A 21,688-nucleotide genomic window follows, 5' to 3' on the forward strand; every position below is an offset into this window, starting at 1 on the left:
AGCTTGTGCGAGGCGGTTGCAAAATAATAAACCTACAAGTTCAGTAGCAAATTGTAACATTGTATTTCGTTGAAACAGGCGCTGTAGGCTAAGTAGTTTAAAAATGACAATTCGTTCAGACTGAAAAGCAGGCTGGGAGAGTTACCCACTATGAACAGGATACTTACTAAAAGAGATTTCCGTTTTTTGCTGCTGCTGCTGGTAGTGCACGGTTTTTTCTTTGTCATAGCCCTCAATTATAAGAGGATCTATACCGGAGATTCGTTCGAGTATGTGTACGCAGCGCTGAACATAAAAAACCATGGTTGGTTCTATGCCGGTAACCCGGCTCTGCCTGTCGAAGCGGAATACCTGACTATCCGCCCGCCCGTTTACCCGTTGTTCCTCGCTTTTGTCTATTTGTTTACGGTCAACAATTGGGTAGTGATCATTCTGCAGAACCTGCTTTCGATCTTTAATATCTTTTACCTGCGCGATACACTGCGTAAGCTTGGCTATACCCGGCACATGGACTACCTACTGGTAGCCTTTATCATTTTGTATCCCGCGCAGTTTGTGCATACCAACACAATTGTTCCTGACCTGTTTTTACAAACCTGCGTACTGGTATATTTCCGACACTTCACCTGGCTATGGAAAACAAAACGGTGGCGCAATGCATTCTGGATGAGCGCGGCATTGATAGTAGGCCTGTTTACTAAGCCGGTATTATACCCGTTTGCGCTGGTGCATTGCGTATTGTTGTTGTATATAGCGGCCCGTTGGAACACTGGTTACTTCAGGGCTTTGTTAGCTGCAGCTATTCCGCTGTTGTTGGTGTTTAGTTATATGAGTTGGAATTACACGCGCACAGGGAAAGTGCATTTTTCCAGCAACCAGTCATTCAATGCCATCTATTATTACTATTTCTATTTCAGCGATACACAAGGAGCCGCCTATGCGCAGGATTTCCTGGACAGCGAGCGGGAAAAAATAGCAGCAATGCCCGATTTTACAGAACGGTACGACTATGCTAATAAACGAGGGGTAGAACTTCTTAAGGAGAATTTTGCACCCTATATGCTGTACCACCTGAAACACAGCGCAAGGTTGCTGGTTGATCCGGGAAAAGGAGAGTGGGATATGTTTACAGGCAGGCTGACATTGGGCAATCTTTATAAAGGCAGCAAAGTAGGGTTCTATGCCACTTTTAAAAAAGGAGGCTTCCAGGCGCTGTGGCAATACATTGAAGAGAACCCTTCATTCTTCCTGGCAATAGTGGTTTTGCTGTTTAACTGCCTGAGGCTGGTTGGGCTGTTCATTTTTTTGTTGGACCGCGACCAATACCTGGCCATCCGGTTGATGGTTGTATTGCTTATAGGTTATTTTGCGATCACTACCGGGCCTATTGCCAACTCACGTTATTTCATGCCGATATCTTTGCTCACCATCGGGTGCGCTACGCTTGGCTATCAAAGCGTATTGCGGAAGCACCACAATAAAGCTATTATTGCATCAACCGTTGCCTGATCGTTGCAAAACAATACCACATACAAACCGGCGCTGTTGTCAGGCTTGCTCCTGTGCATAGGCCTGTTGGTTATTTACCCCTACTATCAATACTTCGTTGATCCCGATGCTACTGCATACCTCACCATCTCCAGGCGCTATGCTGCCGACGATTTCGCCCGGGCGGTGAACGGCTACTGGAGTCCGTGGAGTTGTTGGTTGACGGCGCTGGGCATTAAGACAGGGTTAGCTGCTTTTCCGGCTGCCATCATTGCTAATGCACTTGGGGCGCTGTGCTTTTTGTTCGTCAGCCATTCACTTTTCATACTGTTTGCCATAGAGCGCAGGCTGCAATGGGCGCTGAATAGTGCGCTTGCTGGTTTTTTACTCTACGCCACATTCAAACAAACCTTCGATGATCTTTGGGAATGTGTTTTCCTGTTGACCAGCCTTCGGGTTATGCTCAGTGCCGGTTATCTGCATAGGCCGCGCCTGTGGGTATTGAACGGCGTCATTGGCGTATTGGCTTATTTCGCCAAAGCGTATGCTTTCCCCTTCTTCATACTCAATACGGTTTGCTGTAGTTACTTCCTTAGCAGGCTTGAAGATGAAAAAGGCAATGGCTGGATAAAAGCATCTGTATTTCCTGTTGTAGTAATGATCGTTTGTAGTAGCTGGTGGATATATCTGCTGTATAATAAATACGGGATCATAACCACCTCTACCGCCGGCACCTTAAATACATCATGGTATCTTGTTGGGCATCCGCTTTGGGCCGACGGTATCAAGGCGCTGGTTCCACCCATCTATCATGACTCGCCTTATTATTGGGAAGACCCTTACCTGGTAAATGGTGACACTCCGCATTTCTGGAATGGCCTGAGATTATTTCTACTACAGATCGTAAAGGCGGGCTTCAACCTGCTGAAAATGGTAAAGAGCATGGGTGAGATATCGGCTTTTATGCTGGCAACCTGGATCCTGGCTTGGGGAGTCCTTTTTGCGTCGCGCTTACGCATGGTGTTTGACCGGAAACTTCGCGTACTTACACTGTCGTTCCTGCTATTCCCACTGGGCTTTGTGCTCATCAATTTCGAGGCAAGGTACATCTGGTATATGCTGCCGCTGAGTATGGTGCTGGGCGCGCTGGCTATACAACGGTTCCGTGAAAATATGGGTGGCTACGCGAAGATCGTGGCTGCGGTATTTGCGCTAAGCTATCTTGTATGGCCCATTTGGGACATGAAGGGGATGGCCAACGAGGGTAGGACAGAGCATCAAACAGCAAAGAAGCTAAAGGCTTTAAATGTAAACGGGAGTTTTACCGCCAATGTTGTTTATGGTCCGCAAATGCCGGCGGTAGCCAGGCTGGCCTATTTTTCTGGCTGTCGTTATTATAATATGCCTCATTCGGACGTCCCCAAACAGCAACTGTTGCAGGAAATGCGCCGCTACCGGGTGAAATACTATTTCCACTACCAGCCGAATATTGACGGCAACGATTTCCAATTCAGAGACGAGGCCGGGGTGCCGTTTCCCGAGGTGTCGCAGGGTAGGTTGTCAGGTCTTAAGGTGTTCCTGGTGAACCCTTAAACAATTATTGATAATCGCATATACGACCTTTTCCTTTTATTGCTACCTTTGCGGCACTTTTAATAAAATACCACCTTTATATGGCATCGAAAAAAATTCAAGATCTGTTGGGCGACCAGGCCGGATTCTATCTTGATCATACCTGCAAAACGATTGACAAATCTCAGCTGCATACTCCATCGGCTGACAGCGTAGATAACGTATGGATCCCTTCAAACAGGAACATCCAGACTATCCGCAGCATCCAGGCCCTGAACAATCACGGTCGTCTTGCCGGTACCGGTTTCGTGTCTATCCTGCCAGTTGACCAGGGTATCGAGCACAGCGCCGGTGCGTCTTTCGCTCCAAATCCTATCTATTTCGATCCTGAAAATATCGTGAAACTGGCCATGGAAGGTGGTTGCAACGCAGTTGCTTCTACTTATGGCGTACTGGGTGCAGTTGCCCGCAAATATGCGCACAAGATACCTTTCATCGTAAAGGTGAACCATAACGAATTCATTTCTTACCCTAACCGTTTCGACCAGATCATGTTCGGCACCATCCGCGATGCATGGAACATGGGTGCTACGGCTATCGGCGCTACTATCTACTTCGGTTCTGATGAAAGCGCCCGCCAGATCGTTGAGATCGGTAAAGCTTTTGAATATGCGCACGAACTGGGTATGGCAACTGTACTATGGTGCTACCTGCGTAACCCAGGTTTCAAGAAAGACGGTGTTGATTATCATACCGCTGCTGATCTTACTGCTCAAGCTAACCACCTGGGTGTGACCCTGCAGGCTGATATCATCAAACAAAAGCTTCCTACCAACAACGGTGGCTACACTGCCCTGAACTTTGGTAAGACGCACAAGAAAGTATACGAAGAACTGACTACTGATCACCCGATCGATCTGTGCCGCTACCAGGTAGCTAACTGCTACATGGGTCGTGTAGGTCTCATCAACTCAGGTGGTGAATCTAAAGGTGCTTCTGATATGGCTGAAGCTGTAATGACCGCGGTGGTAAACAAACGTGCAGGTGGTATGGGTCTGATCAGCGGACGTAAAGCATTCCAAAAGCCAATGAAAGATGGTGTGGAACTGCTGAACACTATCCAGGACGTTTACCTTGATAAAGACATCACGCTGGCGTAAGTTCACGCTGAGCTAATCAATATTAAAAAGGCTGCCTTCAGGCGGCCTTTTTTTATTCTTTTTTAATTACCTATTAAGTTTTATTTAATCGGTTTTTCAAGGTGTCGCCTGTTGTATAGGATAAATTTAGTATTGGTGCGATGAAGCACTTCTTCTTGACCATTATTAAATACATACAGTCTATGCGAAACCTTTATCTTTTCCTCCTGGCAGCGCTTTCATGTTCCCTTAATACAATAGCGCAAACTACCATCAACACTACCGTAGGAAGCAGCGGTTATACCGGAACCAATAGCTCTGGTACCAACAGTTTCGTCACGTTTGTGGTTGAAAATAACAGCGGTGGCGGAATCATTCTTACTGCAGTGGGCAACTGGACCACCACGTCGCACAATAACACTACGTCAACGCTATGGTATAGTTCAACTTCGCTTAGCGGTTCTCCCGGTACATTAGGAACGCCCACGTGGACTCAAGTTGCTTCTAATGTAGTTTCGGGCATAACTTCAACGGGCGTCAATCCTGTGATCACAGGTATGAGTTTCCTGATCCCGAATAACGCAGTGTACCGCTTTGCGCTGAATACTACCGGTACAAACTATTACAGCGGGTCGGGAAGTAGCTGTCCTTCACCTACCTCGTTCACTTCAAACAGTGTTGCGTTAAGAGTGTGCAATGAGCAGATCAGCGGCATGAACATAGGCTATGGGGGAAGTAACAGTCCACGTGCTTTTACCGGTTCGATCACATTTATGCCAGCGTGTACTTCCGTTGCCAGTGTGACAGCATCAAATGTGACAGCAACTGCGGCAACACTAAGCTGGCCTACAGTGAGCGGTTCGCAAGGGTATGAATACGCACTTACGACTTCAGCAACTCCGCCAACAGCAGGTACGTCAACCACAGGAACTAATTATAATGCATCTGGTCTTACGCAGTCCACAACTTATTATATGCACGTGCGCAATTCGTGCAGCTCTACATCCTTTTCCGGTTGGACAACGACGTCATTTACAACCCTTACTTCCTGCTTTCCGGTTACTGCTGTTAGTGTAAGCAATCTTACAGCCAGCGCGGGTGTGCTCAGTTGGTCACCTGGTGCGAGCACTACAGGTTATGAGTGGGTGATCAACCAGGCTTCGGGTAACCCGGCAGGCAACGGAGCAGCCACCGCAACTACCAGTACATCTTTCTCAGGTCTTACAAGTGGAGCTACTTACTGGGCGCACGTGCGCAATGTTTGTGGCGGCGGGGATAAATCATCGTGGAATCATTTTCAATTCACTATGCCTGTTTGTAATAAGCCAACCAACATGCTGATCAGCAATGTAAGTGACAGTTCTGCTGACCTACTTTGGAGTCAAATGCCGAGTGCCAACGGTTACGATTATGCCGTTAACTTCAGTATTCTGCCACCTACAATTGGTATTCAAACCACAACCAATATTGCTGCTCATCTCGATGACCTTGTGCCTAACTCAAAGTATTATGTACATGTCCGTTCCAAATGTTTTGCGTCTGATGCATCTGACTGGCGACTAGATTCATTCATTACGAAGATGGTATGTTATGCACCTATTGTGCAGGTAAATAATTTAGGTACTAATGTTCCTTACGCTTTCTGGGATGCTGTACCTACCGCAGTCGCTTATGAATATGCGCTGAAGAATACTTCGCAGGAACCTGCTTTTGGTACTACAGTGTATACTACTTATACCGAGTTAGAGCTGCCTGCAGATGGTAAGGACTATTACCTGCACGTGCGATCAAAATGTAATAGCATGTTCACATTCTCGCCCTGGTCAACGGTTGCACTGCGCACGGGGATGACGAGTATATCTGCCGTGGGAAAACAGCATGCCGAGATATATCCCAATCCTGTCAGCGATTGGCTATTCATTAAGAATGCGCAACCTGGAACTGTTTACGCAGTAATAGATATGGCTGGACGCGTATTGATAGATGGCGTGATCACGCAGAATGTTCAGCAAATTGATGCAAGTCGTTTATCATCAGGAGTGTACTTGCTCAAATTGAACGATGAAGGATCAACACAATCCCGATTCGTAAAGCAGTAAGTGGTTTTTAGTAGTTGCTATGTCGGACATTAAAACAATAATGTCCGACATATTTTTTTAATGTCATTTTAATTTTTATTTAATGTTTTGGCTGAAAATGTTATTAATTTCAGTAATAACATAAAAACGGCCTTAAAATGAGAAAGTTCTACCTTGCTATTTCGACTTTTATACTGGTCCTTTTAACCACATCAGCTCTTTTTGCCCAGGTACCGGAGCTAATGTATTTCCAGTTCAACACTGCTTCTGGCTCGTCTGTTAACAACGATGCCCAGACAGGTACCAAGGTCAGTACCACCGGCACGCTCACAGCTTTGACACTTACAACCGGAGGGCAATTTAATAGTGCCCTGTCTGGCAACGGCGGTGTGTCCAGCTCAAATAATTTCAATTCAGGCGCAAGTTTGAATTTATCCGGACCGTGGACAATATCCATGTGGTTTAGTGGGGTTACTAACGCCCTCAGTTCCAACTACATGTTTGGCGACGCTGGTGGTGTTACATTCCGCGCGCTTACTGGTTCGGGCGTGGTAGCAGGTGCCGGTAATCTCGAGATCCGTGCCACGGGAATGACAGATGTATTTTTATACAACGTTTTTGACGCAATCGGTACACCGGTTGTTTGTACCTATGTGTACGATCCAACGATCCCGGCCATAAAAGGTTATATCAATGGTGTATTGTCAACAACCGTCTCGCAACCGAATAATCTTGTACTAACCGGCGGTAGCGGCTTCCTCATTGGCGGCTACGGCAGCAATAATTGCCTTCCTTCCGGTGCAAAGCTGGATGAGTTCAGGATGTATAACCGCGCACTGAGCGCAACAGAAATATCAAACACCTGGAATATTGATCTGCTCGCGTCAACCTGTTCAGCACCAACCGGCCTTGCAGCAGGCAGCGTTAGCAACAATAGCGCATCGTTGACATGGAATTCTGTGGCGGGTTCAATAGGATACGAATATGTGCTCGATCAAACATTGGCCAACCCTTCTGGCTCAGGAACGTTGGTCTCTACCACCAATTATAACGCTTCTGGTCTGAATCCTAATACTACGTACTATATCCACGTGCGAAACAAGTGTAGTGCATCTTCGTTTTCAAGCTGGGTTACCACCTCGTTCACTACTCAGAATTTTGTGTCGTGTTCAGCCCCTGCTGTAGCGAGTGTTGTGCCAACCTCCACCAGTACTGCAATATTGAGTTGGTCGCCCGTACCAGGAACGACAGGCTATGAGTATGTGATCAACCAAAATTCTGGCAATCCTGCAGGTAATGGTACCCCGCTTGCAACTACCAGTACAACCCTCGCTGGTCTTACAAGCGGTGCAAGCTATTACGTTCACGTAAGAAATGTTTGTTCACCGGTCGATAAATCTGTATGGCTGCATCAACAATTCACCATGCCAGTATGTAACACTCCTACAAATGTTTTGATCAGCAATATCACTGATAGTACAACGGACTTGTTGTGGAGCCAGATGCCTAATGCTTCGGGTTACGACTATGCAGCAGACTTTAGTAAACTTCCACCAACAACGTATAAAAATTCAAACGGCTTTGCTGCGCACCTGTCTGGGTTAGTGCCTAACTCAAAATATTACTTGCACGTGCGGTCGCGGTGTTTTGCTGCAGATACTTCAGCCTGGCGACTTGATTCATTTGTGACGCTGATGGTTTGCTATGCACCGATAGTGCAGGTAAATGGCCTCGGCACAAACACACCATATTCCTTCTGGGATCCAATACCAACTGCAGTAGGTTATGAGTATACGCTAACAAATACAACAGCCGATCCGGCTTTTGGTAATCCCATCTACACTCCGTTTACGGGTTTGACCTTACCGGACGATGGCAAAGACTATTATTTGCATGTAAGAACGAAATGTAACAGCATGTTTACGTTCTCGCAATGGTCTACAGTTGCTTTGCGCACGGGTATGACCGATATACCTGTCGTTACCAGCAGCGGTGTAGAAGTATATCCGAACCCTGTTAACGAGGTGCTTTACGTTAAAAAAGCACTAGCAGGTACGAAGTATAGCATAGTTGATATGGCGGGACGCGTGCTGGTGAGCGATGTGATCAGGCAGGACAACCAGCAAATAAATGCGAGCCATTTACCAGCGGGCATCTACTTGTTCAGGTTGAATGATGAAACATTGACCCAGGTGAAGTTTGTGAAGCTATAAGCTGTAACCTAATCAGTTAACGTCAAAATAAACCAGGTTAAAATGAAAAGATTTCACCTATTGACCGCTTTGCTTTTGTTGTTGTGCATGTCCAAAGCGGGTGCACAACAATACACTTATTCGATAACCACTTCAGTTGGAAATTCTATCCCGCTAGGTGGTACAACCAACATCCGCCAGAACATTTACTATCCATCGGATTTTCCAACTGCTCCGGTCGGTACGATAACCAAGGTGTATTTCCAGCCAAGTTCAGGAACCAGCTTCAGTTTTACAACGCTGGTCATTAAAATGGGTTATACCAGCCTGAGCACTTTTACTGCCGGGCCTTTTGCTACGGGATTAACCACGGTGTATTCAAATACTGCCAGTTTTACCACCAATAGCGGAGGATGGATAGAGATACCTTTGCAGACGCCGTTTTTTTATACTGCCAGTCAAAATTTCATTGTGGAAGCATCGCAGCAGGGTTATACTACCAGTATGTCTGCTATTTGCGATAACTCAACAGCTGCAACAGACAGAACACTTTACGGCACTACCTCATCTTCAACCGGCAGCCTGCAGGCACGTGTGATGCGTCTTGGTTTTGATCTTACTCCTGGCACTCCATGCAGTGCGCCTACGGGCCTTGCTTCCGGCAGTGTAACCAACAATTCAGCAGCGCTGAACTGGTCGGCTGTGTCCGGTTCAATAGGATATGAATATGTTGTTGATCAGACATCCGCAAACCCATCGGGTTCGGGCACGTTGACAACGTCAACTAGTTTTAACGCTACTTCGCTGACACCGAATACAACCTATTACGTGCATGTGAGAAACAAATGCAGTTCCAGCTCTTTTTCATCCTGGGTTACAATCTCGTTCACTACTCAGAATTTTGTGTCCTGTTATGCACCGTCAGTTGTTAGTGTGGTGCCAACCTCTACCAGCACGGGCATATTAAGTTGGTCGCCTGTTCCCTTAACACAGGGGTATGAGTATGTGATCGATCAAAATTCTGGAAGTCCATCAGGTAATGGTACATCTACAACTACAACCAGCATATCACTTAGTGGTCTCACTGGTGGCGCCAGCTATTACGTGCACGTCCGGAATGTTTGCGCCGTGGCAGATAAATCAGTATGGTTAAATCAGCAGTTCACTATGCCGGTTTGCAGTACCCCTGCCAATGTGTTGATCAGTAATATTACCGATAGCACGACCGACCTGTTGTGGAGCCAGATGCCTAACGCGTCCGGATACGACTATGCAGTTGACTTCAGCAAACTTTCACCAACGACGTATAAAAATACATCGGGCTTTGCTGCACACCTTTCAGGCTTAGTGCCTAACTCTAAGTATTATCTGCATGTGCGGGCGCGGTGTTTTGCTGCGGATACTTCTGCATGGCGTCTCGATTCATTTGTTACGCTGATGGTATGTTATGCACCAATAGTGCAGGTAAATGGCCTTGGCACAAACACGCCTTATGCCTTCTGGGATCCTATACCGACAGCAGTGGGGTATGAATATACACTGACAAACTCAACCGTAGATCCAGCTTTCGGCAGTCCACTTTATACGCCGTATACCGGACTCACTCTGCCAGACGATGGTAAAGATTATTATCTGCATGTAAGGACAAAATGTAACAGCATGTTTACCTTCTCTCAATGGTCAACCGTCACATTGAGAACCGGAATGACCAATGTATCAATTCAGCAACAAGGCGACGCGCTACAGATATATCCTAACCCTACACGGGATAAGCTTTATCTCAAAGGCGATATTGCAAACTCTATGATTACTGTTACCGACGTAACTGGTGCTGTTGTTCTAAAATATCTGGCAGCTGGTAACGCCATTCAGGAAATAAATACTTCTGAATTGCCAGCGGGTATTTACCTGCTAAAGATATCAGATGGTGAACAGTTACAATCAGTTAAGTTCACCAAAGAGTAGAAAATGAAAATGCCAATTATACAAGAAAGCCATACAACAGTATGGCTTTCTCATTACCGGTCGTTGTTCTCTTGTTAATGATTTTAGAGTTAAATTTTTTTAATCTAACTTTATACTTCCTATTAAACTTTTAACTGTAAACTTTATGCGTAAGCTCTTTTCTTATCTTAACCTTCTTGCGCTTTTGGTCTTTTCGTCACAGACCTTAAAAGCCCAAATGCCTTCTACAGCTGCAGGCTATGCATTCACAACGTACAATGCCGCATACAACCAATTGTCGGGAGGTACAACAATAGCTATTAGCTCTGATGACAAAACAGTTTCTGGTATCCCGATCGGTTTTACGTTCCCTTTTACAACGGGCAACTACACGACGGTAAGCGTTAGCTCTAATGGCTGGTTATCTTTCAACACCACAACCAGTTCGGGCCTGACCAACAGTGCTACCGATGCGAATACTTTTGGTCCAATGGTAGCGCCGTTGTGGGATGATCTCAGTGGTTCTCCCAGTGGTGTCGCTTCTTATCAAACAAGTGGTGCGGCGCCCAATCGTGTTTTTACTGTTGAATGGCGTAGCTGGCGCTGGAACTATGGTAGTGGCAACAACGTTATCGCCTTCCAGGTAAGGCTATTTGAAACAGGCCGTATCGAGATCACTTACAACCAGGGACCGGATGCTCCCAATAGTCCTTCGGCTACTATCGGTATTGCCAAGTCTGGTTCAGACTATCAGACTTTGAATGCGCCTACTGCATCACCTACGTCCTCTTCTTCAACGTTTACAACAACCATAAGCACGAAACCGCCAACCGGGCAGGTGTATATCTGGGACCGTCCATGCAATGCTCCCGGCAGCCTTTCTGCAGCGAATATTACCAACAGCGGTGCAAACATAAGCTGGGGTGCAATACCAGCTTCGCTGGGTTATGAATACATAATATCGACATCGGCTACACCACCGGCTTATACTGCATCTGGCGCAAATACTACTACTAGTGCAAATGTCAACCTTAGTGGCCTTGCCAGTGGTACAACTTACTACATCTACGTACGTAACAAGTGCAGCACCAATTTTTCTGCCTGGACGGCTTTGTCATTCAGTACGCTTGGATGCTTTAATCCCTCGATGTTGTTGATAAAGTATGTAAGCGATACATCGGCCAGTATGTTGTGGAGTCCTATGGTGTCTTCAGATTATTATCAATACGCATTGACCTTCGACAAAACGTTTCCACCTGCGGGCATTGTTAATACTACCAACATCAATCAAACCTTTAATGGACTAACTCCTAATTCAAAATACTATTTCTTCCTGCGTTCACGGTGCTTTGGTACTGATAGCTCGGGATGGAGAGTGGATTCTTTCGTGACGCTGATCAATTGTTATCCGCCTGTTGTAAAGGTGAACGCCCTGGGTACTAATGAACCGTATGCTTACTGGGATCCTGTACCAACGGCGTTTGCATACGAGTACGCGGTCACCACAAGCCAAACACCGCCTGCTTTTGGTAGCCCGCTGTATACCACCTTTGTGGGTCTGACCTTGCCAGCCGACGGTAATAATTATTACCTGCATGTACGCACTCAGTGCAATACGATGTCCACGCGTTCAGGATGGTCTACGACCACGTTGCGCGAGGGCATCACGAATGTTCCGGTTGTGTCTGGTAAAGAGATCAAAGTTTATCCAAACCCTGTGAAGGACGTGCTGTTTGTAGACGGCCTGGATCATGGACAGTATAGGATCATGGACGTTGCCGGCCGCGAAATTACTTCAGGTAATATCGAGCAACGTAAGGCGACAATTTCTACTGCTAGCCTGCCTGCCGGTGTATATATGCTGCAGGTTGAAGCTAATGGAGCACGTCACACGCAACGGTTCACAAAAGAGTAAGATGACCTTAGCGAATAGAAAGAGGCCGCATTTAGCGACCTCTTTTTTTATGGGTTAAAAATATGGGGTTATTGACAACTGCCGGTTTATAAATATTTCTGTTTTACCTGTTTTTAATTCAAATCCAACCTTTCATTGCGTTTTTCCTGTCTTTTTTGAATACGTGCAGTAATTTTGTGAAAAACTAAGCAGGTATAAGACGCGTTTCGATAGTGTTTTTAAAGGTTGTTTTAATCAACCTTTAATGCCATTTTAATCGGTCCTTAATCGGTATTTCTGTCTATGTAAAATAGTTTTAATGCGCGGTTTTTTACCCTACAACCTAGTTCTTTTTAAAATAGATAATTGTATGAAACACATTTACGTTTTGATGGCGATCATTCTTGGCTGGGCAACTTCAGGATGGTCGCAAACTATGATCCCTTTGCCCGTACACAGCTCTGTTTACTCTGGCTCGGTTCGTGGCTACTGGTTTGTAGCGCCTACCAATTTCACCATTGTCGGTCTTCGCGTATCTCCTGATGCTGGTTCAGGTGACCAGTACATTCATCTTATGAAGATCAATGACCCAACGCCTGTGGTGTACTCTGCCTCCTCAAGTAACTTTACTACGTTGGCTTATATTTCCGCAGCAACTAATGGCGTTATTCAGCCGGTCAATATCAATGTGACCAATGGTGATATCATCGGTGTTCTGGGCCACGTTGGTACAGGTACTGCTAATTCTTACAGTGCTTCTGCAACGCCGTTTGCCGCAACCATCGGTGCGTTCAACATTAGCCTGAATCGCTTGTTGTATCAAGGCAGCCTCACCGGTGGCCCTGCACCCAACTATTCTACCGAAGGCAATGGTACGCCTATCAGTCGCGTAGAGATCTATTACCAGATAGGTCCTCCATGCCCGGTGCCAACGGCATTGAATGCAAGCGCTATTACTTCAAAAACGGCTACTGTTAGCTGGACTGCTGTTGCAGGTTCGGTAGGTTACGAATACGCAGTAACAACATCGGCTACTCCTCCGATGACTGGTCTTACTACCACCACACTTACATCAGTAAACCTTACTGCACTTACTCCTTCAACTACTTATTACCTGCATGTGCGCAACAAATGCACTGGCAACGGTATATCGCAGTGGGTGACCTATAGTTTTATGACGCTGCCACCATGCCAGCCGCCTATTGGTTTTAAAGTAAGCAACCTTTCACCTACATCGGGAACTATTAACTGGAATGTCTGGGCTTCAGCTTTAAGCTATGATTACCTGATCGATCTGTCGCGCAATGATCCAACGTCAACTACAGGTATTACGAATACCTTGACCACAAGCGCTAATTCGGGTGTGCTTTTAGAAAACACCTGGTATTATGTACATATCCGCTCCAAATGTGCTGCAGGCGAAATATCTAACTGGTCGCTCGATTCGTTCCTGACGCCGATACCATGCCGCGCACCTATTGTTAAGATAGATCACATCAATACCGACGAAGCTGTAGCTTACTGGGATCCGGTACCTACTGCGCTGAACTATGAATACGCAGTAACTACTTCGCCAACGCCACCTATCCTGGGTACTAAATATTTATACACTACACTGCACACTGCTGCGCTGAATGACGGTAAGGATTATTATGTGCATGTACGCAGCCAGTGCAACAGCCTGGGTGTAGCAGGTACATCGGACTGGGGTACCGCATCATTTAAAACTTTCCCTGTGTCAGTTGGCACTGCCGGCAACAAAGATTTCAATGTTGCCTTGTCGCCAAACCCCGCACGCACGCAAGTGACTGTTACGGTAAATGGCAGCATGGGTAACAATAGCCTGGAGATAACAGATATATCGGGTAAGGTATTGATAGAGATGAAAAATGTTTCTAACGCTGTTGTAGTTAACACAAGCAGCCTTGCGCCGGGTGTTTATCTTCTTAAATACAAAGACAGTATTCATTCGCAAGTATCGCAACTTGTAAAAGAATAGCCTACACAACAATTTTGGTTTGAATTAAAGGTTGCTTTTTAAGCAACCTTTAATTTTTATTTAACCGGCCCTTAATCGTCCCGACTGTCTATATAGAATAGCTTTAAATACGCAGTGATAAATGCTGCGATCAAGCTCTTTCTAAAATAGTACAGTTATGAAACACGTTTGCTCTATCTTGCTGATGCTTGCCTGTTGGATAACAGGAAGCGCACAAACAACGATCAACACGACCATTGGCAGTACCGGCTACAGCGGTAACACGTCAACGTCTACCAACAGCTTTGTAACGTTCGTTGTTGAAAACAATAGCGGCGGGCCGATCTTGCTCACGGATGTCGGCAGCCAGTCGAGTACCAGCTTCAATGGTGTAACTGCTACGCTGTGGTATAGTTCTACTTCACTAAGCGGCACAGTCGGCACGCTTGCAAATCCAACATGGACACAAGTATCGTCCGCCACAATCAGTGGTATCACTTCTACCGGTGTCAATCCTTTCATTACAGGTATGACCTTCCTTATTCCCAACGGAGCAGTTTACCGTTTTGCATTAAACGTAAATACCGTGTCAATTCAATATAGCAGCGGTACGCCGACACCCAACAATTTTACAGCGAATGGAGTGAGCTTATATACCGGCAACTACCAGATTAGCTCACAGAATGTTGGCTATGTTCTGACCATCACACCCAGGTACTTTACTGGTTTCATTACGTTTGCGCCAGCAGGTCCGCCATGTCCGTCGCCTGGCAGTCTTGCGGCAACCAATATCACATCAACTACTGCTGATCTTAGCTGGAGTGCTGTTTCAGGCTCTGTGGGTTATGAGTACATAGTAGATCAGAACGCAACGGTTACTTCTCCTTTTACGGTAACGGCTACTACACTTACCAGTTTCAATAAAACAGGCTTGCTACCGTCCACCAACTATTACCTGCATGTGCGCAATAAATGTAGTGCCAACAATCCGTCGCCATGGGTAGACTATTCGTTCACTACACTACCGCCTTGTAAGCCACCTATCAAATTTCATGTAACCAATCTTGCGCCAAACGCTACGACTATTAATTGGGACCCGTGGCTCTCGGCGCTTACATACGATTATATCGTCGACAAGTCGCGCAATGATCCTACGTCCTCTACCGGTTTAAAGAATATTGCAACAACGCTTGATAATATAGGTGGGCTTTCGGAGAATACCTGGTACTATGTGCATATCCGTTCCAAATGTGCAGCCGGCGAGATATCCAATTGGTCACTCGATTCGTTTTTGACACCGATACCTTGCAGGGCGCCGGTTATTAAGATCGATCATATCAATACAGACGAAGCAGTGGCGCACTGGGAGGGAATTCCTACGGCGCACGATTATGAATATGCGATCACGACTTCGCCAGCGCCTCCTGCACTAGGTACTAAATATGGATATACTGCCGTGCACACATCTGCTCTGTACGACGGCAAGGATTATTACATACATGTGCGCAGTCAATGCAATAGCCTCGGCATAGAAGGTCTTTCTGATTGGGGTACTGCATCGTTCAAAACTTTTCCAGTGTCTGTAGGTAACACTACAACAGCAGATTTTGGTCTTACGTTACATCCCAACCCGGCGCAATCGCAGGTAACGTTGTCGCTTAGCGGCTCGCCAGGTGTCTCTGCAAAAGTTGAGATCACCGATTTGTCGGGCCGGGTAGCTAAAGAGCAGGCGGTTACTGCAACAAAGATGATCATCAATACTTCTGATCTGGCGCCGGGTGTGTACTTGGTAAAATATGCAGATGATACCCGCAACGCGGTGGCGAGAATGATAAAACGCTAAAACGCTAAAACAGAACTCCTTCTTTATCAATTCATTAAAGATCGCTTTTTAAGCGGTCTTTAATGTTTTTAATCCATTTTTAATGCAATCTGTACATTTTTAAATTAACTTTAAATTAATCCTGGAAATAATATTGCGGGAGGCCTTTTAAGTTTTTAAAAACCAGAATCAAGATGGAGAAAAAAATTCTACTCATTTGTTTCCACCTGCTCTTCCTATTAGCAGGTGTAGCCACCGCCCAACCGCCTCAATATTCAACCCCTCAAGGGTCTTCTAACAACATTTACCCTTTCGGGTCGACGACCAGTAATAACAAGGTGCAGTGGTTGTATCAGCCGAGCGACTTTACTATACAGCCGCCAACGGGTCAGATCACCAAAATATATTTTAAAACCTGGAGTGGGTCGTACTCGGCCACGTATAGCAACTTTACTATCCGTATTGGTATGACCAGCCTTACGGGTCTGCCCACAACCAATGTTTTTGTAACTGGACTTGCTACTGCTTACCAGGTAACATCGCATGTAGTGCCTACTACTGCAGCGTACACCTGGTTTAGCGTTACGCTGCAGAACCCGATTCCGTATACTACTGGTACCAATTTCATAGTAGAAATTGAGCACAATGGTATGAGTGGAACGATCACTGCCAACTGCCAGGGAACTATGTCTACCACCCGTCGTATATGGGGTAACTATGGTGCAACAACAGGTACCGGTAATGCCACATCTTCTTTCGGCGACCTCGGTCTTGATATCCAGACAGGTCCTCCTTGTCCCGGCCCAGGTAGTCTGAATGCAACTAACATTACATCTACCACTGCTCTGTTAAGCTGGGGTGCTGTATCTGGTTCAGTGGGCTATGATTATATCATCGATCAGAATGCTACCGTACCATATCCAAACACGCCTACCACTGTTACAACTACCAGTGTAAATGCTACCGGTCTTACTCCATCAACAAACTACTACCTGCACGTACGCAATCTTTGCAGCCCAACTAATCCATCTCCATGGGTAGACTATGCTTTTACTACGCTGCCTCCGTGTAAACCGCCTGTAGGTTTTAAAATGACTAATCTTCTGCCCACATCCGGCACCATCAACTGGAATCCATGGGCTTCAGCACTTGATTACGACTACCTGGTTGACCTGAGTCGAAACGATCCTACCAGCACCACTGGTCTTAAGAATATTACTACTACAGCCGATAACCTAAGTAACCTGCAGGAGAACACCTGGTATTATGTGCACATCAGGTCTAAATGTATTGGTGGCGAGATATCTAACTGGTTGCTGGATTCATTCCTGACACCTATACCTTGTCGTGCGCCAAAGATCAAAATAAGCCACCTGAATACTGATCATGCTGTGGCATACTGGGATCCGGTGCCGACGGCTACAGAGTACGAATATGCGCTGACCAGTTCGCCAACGCCACCGGCATTAGGTACAAAATATCCTTATACCAGCATGCAGACCTCGTCGCTTGAGGATGGTAAAGACTATTACATTCATGTACGCAGCCATTGCATCAGCGTAGGTGTTAGCGGTATCTCCGATTGGGAAACAGCATCGTTTAAAACCTGGCCTACAGATATAAATAACCTGACTGGCGAAAGGTTCTCTGTAACGGCGTTCCCTAACCCGGTAAAGAACGTATTGACCCTGCAGGTAGGCGGCAACAGGAGTGGCGATGCCTCACTGCTGGTGACTGATGTAGCCGGCAAAATAGTACGCACTGTCAATGTCCTCGCCAACAAAACGGATATCGATATGACTGGTTTGCCTTCGGGAGTGTACATTTTGAGGTATACCGATGCGGCACATGCAGAAACCTTAAGGATCAATAAGAACTAATTCAAATTCAGGTAAAAGAAAACGCCAGCCCTCTCCGGGCTGGCGTTTTCTTTTTAACTACGGTTTGAAAAAAATGCCTGTTTTTTTATCAGTGGATTATATTTTGTCAGTTTTTTAATTTATTTTTAATGTATTCGCATCAAGCGTTAACGCTGCTTATATATTCAATAAACACTAACAATACTCAAGATGAAAAGAATTTTATTGTTCTCTTTTCTATTGGCGTGTTCGTTTGCAGGCATGTCGCAAACAAATATCGCACTTACTGCCACCGCTGCGCATAACGGCGGCGGCGTTACTACGTACGGCCCTCAGAATTACAACGATGGTATCATCACAGCAGCGCCTGCTACCACGCCCTGGGGCTGGCTTAACACCGGCGGCTGGATAGAGTATACCTGGCCAACCGTACAAAGCGGTATTACCAAAGTGAAATTCTGGAAAGCCGACAGGCCCATGGGATCTTGTACAATTCAATATTGGGATGGCACATCGTATATAACCGTACAAACTTATTCGACGCCGCTTACCAATTTTGTCGATTCTGTTGTATTCGCTGTGCCCATTACTACCACAAGGTTAAGGTTTGACCTGGTGAACGGCTCTTCGAACCCTAACCACAGGGAGATAGAGGTATTTGCAGGCCCGCCATGTCCTGGTCCAACCAATCTGTCTGTAACCAACATACTCAGTACATCTGCTACAGTAAGCTGGACCGGCGTATCAGGGTCATTTGGCTACGAATATTTTGTAGACCAGAATCCCTCACCTGTGTGGCCTTATACTACTACGCCTACAACAAATACCACGGCCAATGTGACCGGCTTACAAGCAGGAACGAATTATTATTTGCACGTGTTTAATAAGTGCAGCGCTATTAACTTTTCGCCCTGGCAAAATTTTTCGTTTACAACGCTGCCGCCATGCTTACCGCCTGTCGGTTTCAACACCACCAATCTTACTCCTACAACGGGTACTATCAACTGGAATGTGTGGCCTTCAGCGATCACTTATGACTACCTCGTAGACCAGAACCGCAACGATCCGACCTCAACTACCGGTCTTCAGAATATTGCTACTACGAGCGATAATATTGCAGGCTTACAGGAGAATAAATGGTACTATGTGCACATCCGTTCTAAATGTGCTGCAGGCGAAATGTCTAACTGGTCGCTTGATTCGTTCCTGACGCCGATTCCTTGCCGTCCGCCAACGCTCAATATTCAGAATATAGATGTAGACCACGCGGTTGCCTATTGGGATGCTGTGCCTACAGCAACACAGTATGAGTACGCGCTGACCAGTTCTCCAACTCCGCCGGCATTGGGTACTAAATATCCATATACCAGCATCCAGGCGTCTTCGCTTAACGATGGCAAAGACTATTATATCCACGTTCGCAGCTATTGCACCAGCGTGGGTGTAGACGGTGTTTCAGATTGGGCTACTGCCAGCTTCAAAACATGGCCTGTAAATGTGAACAATTTGAATTCGGCTGCTGTAAACGTTCATGCTTTCCCTAACCCTGTAAAAGGTATTGTTACCATACAGGTGAAAGGCAACAGGTCGGGAACGGCTAGCATCCTGGTTACCGATATGGCCGGCAAAACAGTCCGTACTGCCAATGTAAGTTCAGAGAAAACTGATATTGACATGAGCACTCTTCCGGGTGGTATCTACCTGGTAAAATATACCGACCAGCAAAACTCAGAAGTTATACGGGTTACCAAGCAGTAAACCATTAATATTCAAGTAAAAGGGCGCCTTGTGGCGCCCTTTTTTGTTTTGGAGATGTTTTAAAATATTTGAATATTTGTTATTGAAAAACGGTCGCTGTATTTGACCGCGCGTTTTGAGTTTGCAGCAAACTAAATTTTTTGACATGGGGATAAGGCAAGCAGTGTTGATCACTATGAAAATGGTAACATTCTGTAACAAATTCGGACGTAAAGGCGCACTTGTACTGCGTTTGTCTAAAATCAGGTCAAAAGACTGTGTTTTTGTTCGGACCATAAAATCGACAACAAATGACAACAAAAGTCCAGAAATATCTATCTAAAAGATAATGTATGATGGCCAGGAAGTATAATAAGTGAAATTCAACCCTTTGGAACTTTAACTTTTTATAGTATTTTACTAACTTTAAAACCTCGACTACTGTCTATAACAGAGATAACACCTTTATTTTATTAATACAGATCCAATGAAAAGATCGCTACTCTTATCCCTTTTAATGCTGGTTTGCACGGCCGCTTTTGCGCAGCCGCCACATTACTGGAATGCAACGTACGTAACTCCTACGGAAACCTGGCCATTCAATGCCAATAACCAGAAAGTGCAGATATTGTACCTGCCGGGCCAATTCACCCTTGCAACTCCTGCGCCGAACGGTCTTATTACTTCGTTCTGGGTTAGGGCATCAGGCAATGCCACGAACACGTTAATAGAGGATCTGGAGATCAGAATGGGGCAAATGACAGGCAACGCTTTCAGTCCTACCACTACCTTCGTAACGACACCGCCTATGCAAATAGTGCGTGCCGCAGCGGACTTGAGTATTCCGACTGTCTCATCCAATACTTGGGTAGAAATACCGTTGGATGCAGCTGGCTTTACTTATGATAATACTAAGTCACTCATCGTCGAAATTTCTCAGACAGCGGTAACCAATGGCTTCCTGACGAGCTTCGCAAACGTGACCACGTCTAGGGGTATATTTGCAACCACAGGTTCTTCTACTGGTACGGCAACCGCACTTAGGATACCAGTTGGTGGTCTTACGGTCAAGTTCCCATGCGCTCCTCCTTCAAATTTTAGCGCTTCTAATATTACTCCTACGACTGCTGATTTGAGTTGGTCAAACCAATACCCCAATGTAAAAGAATATGAAATTGTGATCGATCAGTCTCCGCTGGATCCTCCCAACACTGGTTACCAGACAGTTAATCCTCCTCTGCACATAGATACGTTGGTGCCTAATACATGTTATTATGTTCACCTGAGGACTAATTGCACCTTTGGCGCCATCCCTGATTCTTTTGCACAAACCTGGTTGCTGGATTCATTCTGTACCATGCCAGTGTGTGAGATCCCGCCGGTAACTATCGACGTGAACAAGATCACTTCGACAACGGCGCTTGTATCATGGACAGCCGTACCTAACGTAACAAAGTATGAGTATGCAGTCAGCATCGATCCCCAGTCGCCTCCTCAAAAAGGTACATTCACAACCTATACACAGGTTGTACTGAAAGGTCTGCACAGCAACCTGCCATATTTCTTCTACCTGCGCGCTTACTGCTCCCTGGGCGAGCCAGTATCTCCGTGGGGCGAGGTTCAGTTCCATACAGCCATGACTACCGGGGTGGATGATCTGAACTCTGGCGATTTCGCGATCGACGCGTATCCCAATCCTGCTGGCAATACGGTAACTATCCTTACTGTAGGCCGCAGCAACAATGCGAAGGTTACTATAGTGGATATGACTGGTAAGCTGGTGAAAACAACTAGCGTAACTGAAGACCGCACAGTGGTAAGCCTGGAAGGCCTGACTCCTGGTCTGTACTTCGTTCGCTACACAGACGAAACACGCAGCGAGGTTATCAAGCTGACCAAACAATAAGTCCAGAAGCACTTTTCATAACTACATCCCGCACCAAAAGTGCGGGATGTTTTTTTGTGTAGATACTCCAATAAAAAAG

General features: G+C 45.9%; 12 protein-coding genes. All 12 read left to right on the forward strand.

The features are described 5' to 3' along the window. The first annotated feature begins 150 nt into the window (after positions 1-150). The 12 genes from P2W83_RS09805 (at position 151) to P2W83_RS09860 (ending at position 21,609) form a co-directional block, all read left to right on the forward strand. Positions 151-1,509, forward strand: a complete 1,359-nt coding sequence (locus P2W83_RS09805) for a hypothetical protein (RefSeq protein ID WP_276133542.1) — start codon at positions 151-153, stop codon at positions 1,507-1,509. A gap of 36 nt (positions 1,510-1,545) precedes the next feature. Continuing rightward, on the forward strand, positions 1,546-3,081 hold the full coding sequence (locus P2W83_RS09810) for a hypothetical protein (protein ID WP_276133543.1): 1,536 nt from the start codon (positions 1,546-1,548) through the stop codon (positions 3,079-3,081). An 80-nt stretch (positions 3,082-3,161) separates the two neighbouring features. Then, positions 3,162-4,220 (forward strand): class I fructose-bisphosphate aldolase, encoded by a 1,059-nt coding sequence (locus tag P2W83_RS09815; RefSeq protein WP_276133544.1) that lies wholly within the window; start codon positions 3,162-3,164, stop codon positions 4,218-4,220. Positions 4,221-4,402: 182 nt separating this feature from the next. After that, positions 4,403-6,298, forward strand: a complete 1,896-nt coding sequence (locus P2W83_RS09820; RefSeq protein WP_276133545.1) for a T9SS type A sorting domain-containing protein — start codon at positions 4,403-4,405, stop codon at positions 6,296-6,298. Positions 6,299-6,435: 137 nt separating this feature from the next. Continuing rightward, positions 6,436-8,490 carry a T9SS type A sorting domain-containing protein gene (locus tag P2W83_RS09825; RefSeq protein ID WP_276133546.1) on the forward strand — a complete coding sequence of 685 codons (2,055 nt, stop codon included), beginning with the start codon at positions 6,436-6,438 and terminating at the stop codon, positions 8,488-8,490. 42 nt (positions 8,491-8,532) lie between these two features. Beyond that, positions 8,533-10,434: a T9SS type A sorting domain-containing protein gene (locus P2W83_RS09830; RefSeq protein ID WP_276133547.1), complete on the forward strand. Its 1,902-nt coding sequence runs from the start codon at positions 8,533-8,535 to the stop codon at positions 10,432-10,434. A gap of 145 nt (positions 10,435-10,579) precedes the next feature. After that, a complete protein-coding gene (locus tag P2W83_RS09835; RefSeq protein ID WP_276133548.1) occupies positions 10,580-12,328 on the forward strand; it encodes a T9SS type A sorting domain-containing protein in 1,749 nt (582 codons plus the stop codon). Between the two features lie 349 nt (positions 12,329-12,677). Further along, positions 12,678-14,306, forward strand: coding sequence for a fibronectin type III domain-containing protein (locus tag P2W83_RS09840; protein ID WP_276133549.1), 1,629 nt, complete (start codon positions 12,678-12,680; stop codon positions 14,304-14,306). Positions 14,307-14,463: 157 nt separating this feature from the next. Next, positions 14,464-16,128 carry a fibronectin type III domain-containing protein gene (locus P2W83_RS09845; protein WP_276133550.1) on the forward strand — a complete coding sequence of 555 codons (1,665 nt, stop codon included), beginning with the start codon at positions 14,464-14,466 and terminating at the stop codon, positions 16,126-16,128. A 173-nt stretch (positions 16,129-16,301) separates the two neighbouring features. After that, positions 16,302-17,987, forward strand: coding sequence for a T9SS type A sorting domain-containing protein (locus P2W83_RS09850; protein ID WP_276133551.1), 1,686 nt, complete (start codon positions 16,302-16,304; stop codon positions 17,985-17,987). Between the two features lie 189 nt (positions 17,988-18,176). Further along, on the forward strand, positions 18,177-19,724 hold the full coding sequence (locus P2W83_RS09855; protein WP_276133552.1) for a T9SS type A sorting domain-containing protein: 1,548 nt from the start codon (positions 18,177-18,179) through the stop codon (positions 19,722-19,724). A gap of 466 nt (positions 19,725-20,190) precedes the next feature. After that, positions 20,191-21,609, forward strand: coding sequence for a T9SS type A sorting domain-containing protein (locus tag P2W83_RS09860; protein ID WP_276133553.1), 1,419 nt, complete (start codon positions 20,191-20,193; stop codon positions 21,607-21,609). Positions 21,610-21,688 lie beyond the last annotated feature (79 nt).

Source organism: Polluticoccus soli (genome assembly GCF_029269745.1).
Taxonomy (GTDB): domain Bacteria; phylum Bacteroidota; class Bacteroidia; order Chitinophagales; family Chitinophagaceae; genus Polluticoccus; species Polluticoccus soli.